Origin of the sequence: Sphingomonas sandaracina (assembly GCF_036663695.1) — a bacterium.
Lineage (GTDB): Bacteria > Pseudomonadota > Alphaproteobacteria > Sphingomonadales > Sphingomonadaceae > Sphingomonas.
The window spans coordinates 765425-771424 of the sequence record NZ_JAXOJK010000003.1; the positions used below are offsets into that span (position 1 = coordinate 765425).

Consider the following 6000-nt stretch of genomic DNA (forward strand, 5'->3'; position numbering starts at 1 on the left):
CGGCAGCAGCTTGTGGGAAAGCGGAAGCTCCCGAGGTCCGTCACCGCGATCTGTGCAGCGACTGTACAGCGATCGGTTCGCTTGCAGCAATGATGGGCCGATAGCTTTCAACGAGAAATACGGATTACTTCATGATCTGACAGCTAAGAAGGAGGCAGAGGTTATGCGGCGACGTACGTACAAGCTGATATCTTGTGGGCTGGTGCTGACGGCGGGGCTTTTCATCACCGGCTGCGTCGGTCTCCACAATGCCTTGTCAGTGCCGATTGAACGGACGGCCACCATGAGGTTGTACGCCTTGCCCACGGGCACCGAGCCGGTGCGGATCGCGCTTATGTCAGATATCCATGTAGGCAATCTCGTCATGTGTCCGGAGCGCCTGCGCAGCATCGTCAGCGCTGTGAACGAGGCCCATCCGGATATCGTGCTCCTGGCGGGAGACTTCGTCATTGGCGAGAGCTATGAAGGTACGGCGGGCCGCGCATTGGATCTTGCACCCCTCGCAGGGCTACGTGCACCGGATGGCGTATTTGCTGTCCTCGGCAATCACGACCACTGGACTGATCCTGATGCCATTCGGTCAAGTCTTCGGCACGCGGGCGTTCGTGTTCTAGAAAATGATGCAACCAGGCGTGGAGCAATAACGATCGTCGGGATCGATGATCGGTTTTCGCGTCACGATAACATCGCCCGTTCTGCTCGGCGGGCCGCTATGCTGGGCGGTGTACCGATTGCTTTCACGCATTCTCCGGACTTGGCACCTGAGCTACCAGGAAACATGACCGTGCTTTTCACAGGGCATACCCATTGCGGACAGGTGGTCGCCCCCGTGGTAGGTCCGATAGTGCGGTACTCGCGTGGGCGACGACTATACGATCAGAGATATCGCTGTGGCCGCGTCGTTGAACCTGGTCGAGTTACAATCGTCACGGGCGGCGTCGGCTCCGGAACGCTTCCGCTACGCTTTAATGCCAGACCCGATTGGTGGCTGATCGAACTGGTACCGCGCAAAACGGATGGCGCCGACAAGCGAAAGATAGCTTGATACTCATTGTATCGTTCACCACCGACGCCAGTCACTTCCCGTCCCCATGCTCACAACCGGTTTGGAAAGGTCGTATTCCAAAAAATTGATCATTTGTGGAAGGCCCCGCCCGCTTCCTAGTTCTGGGCTCCGGTCAGGCGCGTTGCAGCCCCGGCTTCCCGCGTTCGGTGACGAAGCTCGCGTGCGTGGACAGCGTCCCGTTCCGTGTCGCGATCGTGTCGAGGACCTTCAGATCGCCGCGCCACGCATCGCGCCCGACGTCGCACAGCACATAGCCACGCTTGTCGGTCAGCGCCTTGAGGTTGGGATTCTCCGCGCGCGACGAGCGGGTATAGTCGTCGTCCTCACCGACACCGTCCGCACCCGAACTGATCGAGGTCGCGAGATATTCACTGCTGATGATCTTGCCGTTGCCGTGGTCCTGGATCAGGTCGCCAGCGTAATGACGGTGCGCGTCGCCGCTGACCGTCATCACGTTGCCGGGACACTGCGCGTCGATATGCGCGAGCAGGCGGCGGCGGCTGTTCATATAGCCCGACCATTGATCCATCGAGACCAGCTGCTCGGGCTGCCCCGCCTTGTGATAGGTCAGGTTCATCAGGCAGACCTGCTGCGCGATCAGGTTCCAGCGTGCCTTCGAACGATCGAGCCCCTTGAATAGCCACGCCTCCTGCGGTGCGCCGGTGATCGACCGGTCGGTCGCGAATGCGTCCGGTCCTTGCGGCGCATCATGATCGCCGTAGACCTGATCGGAGCGATATTGCCGCGTATCGAGGAAGAATGCGTCCATCAGGTCGCCGAAGCGCGCCCCGCGATACATCTGCATGTGCGATCCGTCGGGCATCGACGACCGGCGCAGCGGCATGTGCTCGTAATAGGCCTGCATCGCCATCGCGCGGCGCGTCCGGAACACCTCGGGCGCGGTATTGTCCTGGTCGATGTCGCTCGCCCAGTTGTTGTCGATTTCGTGATCGTCGAAGCTGACGAACCACGGCGCGGCGGCGTGCGCGGCCTGCAGATCGGGGTCGCTCTTATATTGCGCATACCGCTGGCGATAATCGCCGATCGAATAGATTTCGTGGCCGAGATGGCGGCGGATCAACGGCTTCTTGGGGTTACGCGGTTGCTCGCCGCGATCGGGACCCTCGTAGATGTAATCGCCGTAATGGAACACGAAGTCGATCGGCTCGGCGGCGATGTGACGCCACGCGGTGTAATAGCCCTCCTCGTAATGCTGGCACCCGGCGACCGCGAAGCGCACCCGGTCGAGCGGTGCGCCGGGCGGGGGCAGGGTGGCGCCGCGCCCCGTGCTGCTACGCTCGCCGCCGCAGGTGAAGCGATACCAATATGGCCGCGCCGGCGCGAGCCCAGCGACTTCGACGTGGACCGAATGCGCCAGCTCAGGATGCGCGATCGCCTCGCCGCGCTGGAGCACCTGGCGGAATTCGGGGTCAGCGGCGACCTCCCACGCGACCGGCACGGGGGCCATCATCATGCCGCCATCAGGCTGAAGCGGCAGCGGCGCGAGCCGAGTCCAGATGACGAAGCCCGTGGCATCCGGATCGCCCGCCGCGACGCCGAGCGTGAATGGCGGCGTCGGAAAGCGCGGGTCCTCGATCAGGTTGCGCGGGCGCACCTCGGCTGCACCGGCGCGCCACGGCAGCAGACCGGCCGCGGTCAGGCTCCCCAAGGCGGACAGAAGATAGCGGCGGTCGACTTCGTACATGGTCGTAACTCCCTTCGGCAGATCAGCGCAGCAGGATGTGGAAAAAGAAACCCCGGCCATAGTCGTCAACTTCGCTGACATAGCGCAGGCCGTTGCCGACCAGAAACTTCGGCTGGTCGTTGAACAGGTTGGTCATCTCGTATTTGAAGGTCACGTGCGACGTCACGCGGTGCCACAGCCCGAGGTTGACGGTGGTCAGCTCGGCGCGACCGTTGTCGTCCTGCGCGGTCTCGCCGATGCCCTCCATGTAGCTGCCGCGGTGCGTGACGGTGGCGCGGAACGCACCGTCGATCACCGGGAGGCGCAGCGTGGCACCGCCGTTGATGATCCATTTCGGCTGGTAGATCAGTCGGTCGAGCGTGCGAGATCCGGCATCGCTGGTGATCGACATCCGGCCCTTCAGCCAGGTCGCGTTGAAGAACGGATCGATCCGCTGGCCGAACAGGTTGACGTCGTGATCGGCGACCTGAAACTCCACGCCGTACAGCCGCGAACTGTCGGCGTTGAGCGGCTGGCGGACGCGGTAATTGACGTCGTCGATCAGCTGCGTCGTGGTTAGCGTGAAGATGTCGTCCTTGATCCATTTGGCGAAGGCACCGAGCGAAATGATGCCGTCCTTGTGGAAATACTGCTCGACCTGGACGTCGAGATTGTCCGACCGGCGTGGGCGCAAATCGGGGTTGCCGCGGCTGATCGAACAATCCGCGCCGCCGCTGTCCTCGTCGCCGCAATTGAGCGACTCCGGCTGGGCGATGTTGCCGGGTGTCGGACGCCCGAGCGTGCGGCTGTACGAGAACCGCAGCTTCTTGCCGCCCGCAAAGTCCTGGATGCCGGTGAACGACGGCAGCAGATATTCGTAACCGCCGTTGCTGCGCGTCATCACCGCGGACGCCGTGCTGCCGGTGATCGTCGGCTGGAACGCGGAGAAGCGCGTGTGGTCGTAGCGGACGCCGGCGATCAGCGTGGTGTCGTCGGTGGCGTAATGCAGCGACAGATACGGCGTGACCAGTTGCTCGGTATAGCGATAGTCGCCGGTGATGCTGTCATAGGTCGAATTGGGACCGTCCTTGACGAACTTGGGCCACAGCTCGCTCCGCACCCGCGCGTAATCGACCCAGGGGAAGGATTGCGGCGCGCCGACGGGCACGTATCCGGGATCGTAGAGATAGTCGTTCATCGCCTGGCCGAGCTTGTATTCGGTCATGTCGACGTCACGCGATAAATCCAGCTTGCGGAACTCGATCCCCGTGACGAAGCCGAAGCCGCGGTCCTGCGGTTCGGCGTTCCAGCCATAATCGACGCGCGCATTCGCCAGCCCCTCATGCGCCTTGCGATAGGTCGTCTGCGCGGTGCTAAGCTTGTAGGGCGAGGCCAGCACCTGCCCGGGTTTGTTAATGCCGGTGACATAGGGCAGCCCGCCGGTCGCATCGTTGCCCGCCGCCCAGTCAAGCGACAGACCGGTCGGATACGCGCGCACGCCGATATAGGGCTGCGTATTGTCGTACCGCGCACGGGTATAGCCACCGCGCACGCGCAGCGTGGAACGGTCGTCATGCCATTCGACATTGCCGATCGCGCCGACCGTACCCTTGCTCCACGTGTCGTAGCGATAGCGCGAATAGATGCTGTTGATGTCCGATCCGCCGCCCTCGGCGGTCAGGTCGTCGACGCTGTTCTTGGTGTAGAAATCGTTCTTGTTCATCGTCGAGGATTCCCACTGACGATAAGTGAACCCCAGCACCGAGGCGTAGAGATTGCTGCCGAGCGGCCGCCATTCGAATTTGGCCGACCCGCCCACCGTCTGCAGCCGGTTGGTATAGCTGCCGTAGCTGTGGTTGTAGGGCACCGCGATGCCGTTCCACGCCGGATCGTCCGGTCCCGCCAGCTTCTTGCCGGCGTCGCTGAAGTAATATTTGCTGTCCTGCCACCATTTTCGCGCATTTCGGATGCGGTTTTCGTAGCGCGCCGACAGGACCACGCCGAACTGGTCGCCCGCCCCGAATTTGTCCGCGAACACCATCTTGGCCCCGCCGCCGAGGTGCGGCGAGCTGCCGTTCCCAGCGTTGCTGCCGCCATCGCCCTTGAAGGTCGAATAGATGCCGTATCCGTCGACCATGATGTAGCGCCGCTTCAGCGCGAAGGCGCTGCGCGTGACGATGTCGATGATCCCGCCGATCGCGGCGCCGTCCTGCTCGGCGGTGAAGGTCTTGTAGACGTCGTTGTGGAAGGCGAGCTCGGACGGTATCTGCTGGAGGTTGACCTTGCGTGATCCTTCGCCGTCATTGCCGATCGTGGCGAGGGTGATCCCGTCGATCGTGGTCTGGTTGAGGTCGGGCGAGATCCCGCGGATGCTGACGAAGCGCGGCGCGTCGCCATCCTCGATCGCGCTGATGCCGGGCAGCAGGATTAACTGGCCCGCCACGCTGCCGTCGGCCGACAGCGTTTCTAGATCGTCGTAGACGATCGAATCGCGGACCGACGTCGACTGTTCCTTTTCGGATCGGATCGCCCGTTCGCCCATGACGACGATATCGGACTTGGTCTGGTCGGGATCGGCGGTCGGATCCTCGGCGTTTGCGGCACTCGCTATGAACAACAGCGGCAGCGTACAGGCCGCGGACGCGACCAGCCGGACGCGTCTGGCGGGCGAAAGGAACAACATTGGGCCAGCATCTCCGAAAGGGACGGCAGAGAGGCTTCCCGAGAACGGGAAGGCTGGCTCTACCGATTGCGAGACCATGCGGTCTGAGGTCCCGAACGCTTCGCTTATGATATCGACGCGACATAACAGCGTCAGTTATGCTGACCTTTTATGACAGAGGAGTCATTCCAAGTGCGCCGCTTGGCAGCGCATTATATCTTATTTTGCACTGGGGTGAGGCCGAGCCAGTACGTGCATTCGCATGGTAACGAATGACCGTGTGTGGACGCCCCGCTGGATACAAGGGGGTTTTTAAGAGATTTGTTCGCGCAGGTTCAGGTGCTTCCGTGTGTCCGGCCTGTTGATGCAGCCATCATCACGGCTGCTGGCCTGTATGGAGATCGCGGATCAGGTCCAGACCGAAGTTACGCGCTCGAGGCGCTCGGACATTTCCCTGGTTTTCCCAATCCTGTCTTCTGACCGTTGCGCCATACCTCTCTACTGACCTTCCTTGCGTCCCTGACGCCTCAAGCCTTGACGGTTACACCGCCGCGGCCGGAGCTCTGTAGGACCCGCCATGCGCCATCA

3 protein-coding genes are annotated in these 6000 nt (G+C 62.4%); 1 reads left to right on the forward strand and 2 read right to left on the reverse strand.

The features are described 5' to 3' along the window. Positions 1-163: 163 nt before the first annotated feature. Positions 164-1045, forward strand: coding sequence for a metallophosphoesterase (locus tag U1707_RS12995; protein WP_332800463.1), 882 nt, complete (start codon positions 164-166; stop codon positions 1043-1045). Positions 1046-1178: 133 nt separating this feature from the next. On the opposite strand, the gene U1707_RS13000 is transcribed toward U1707_RS12995, so the two are convergent. Together U1707_RS13000 and U1707_RS13005 are read right to left on the reverse strand one after the other, a co-directional pair. Next, positions 1179-2771, reverse strand: a complete 1593-nt coding sequence (locus U1707_RS13000; RefSeq protein WP_332800464.1) for an alkaline phosphatase D family protein — start codon at positions 2769-2771, stop codon at positions 1179-1181. A gap of 22 nt (positions 2772-2793) precedes the next feature. Continuing rightward, positions 2794-5433 (reverse strand): TonB-dependent receptor, encoded by a 2640-nt coding sequence (locus U1707_RS13005; RefSeq protein WP_332800465.1) that lies wholly within the window; start codon positions 5431-5433, stop codon positions 2794-2796. Positions 5434-6000: the final 567 nt, after the last annotated feature.

Coding starts and splice junctions, on each gene's coding strand:
- U1707_RS12995 (WP_332800463.1), top strand. CDS start 164: ATGCGGCGACGTACGTACAAGCTGATATCTTGTGGGCTGGTGCTGACG.
- U1707_RS13000 (WP_332800464.1), bottom strand. CDS start 2,771: ATGTACGAAGTCGACCGCCGCTATCTTCTGTCCGCCTTGGGGAGCCTG.
- U1707_RS13005 (WP_332800465.1), bottom strand. CDS start 5,433: ATGTTGTTCCTTTCGCCCGCCAGACGCGTCCGGCTGGTCGCGTCCGCG.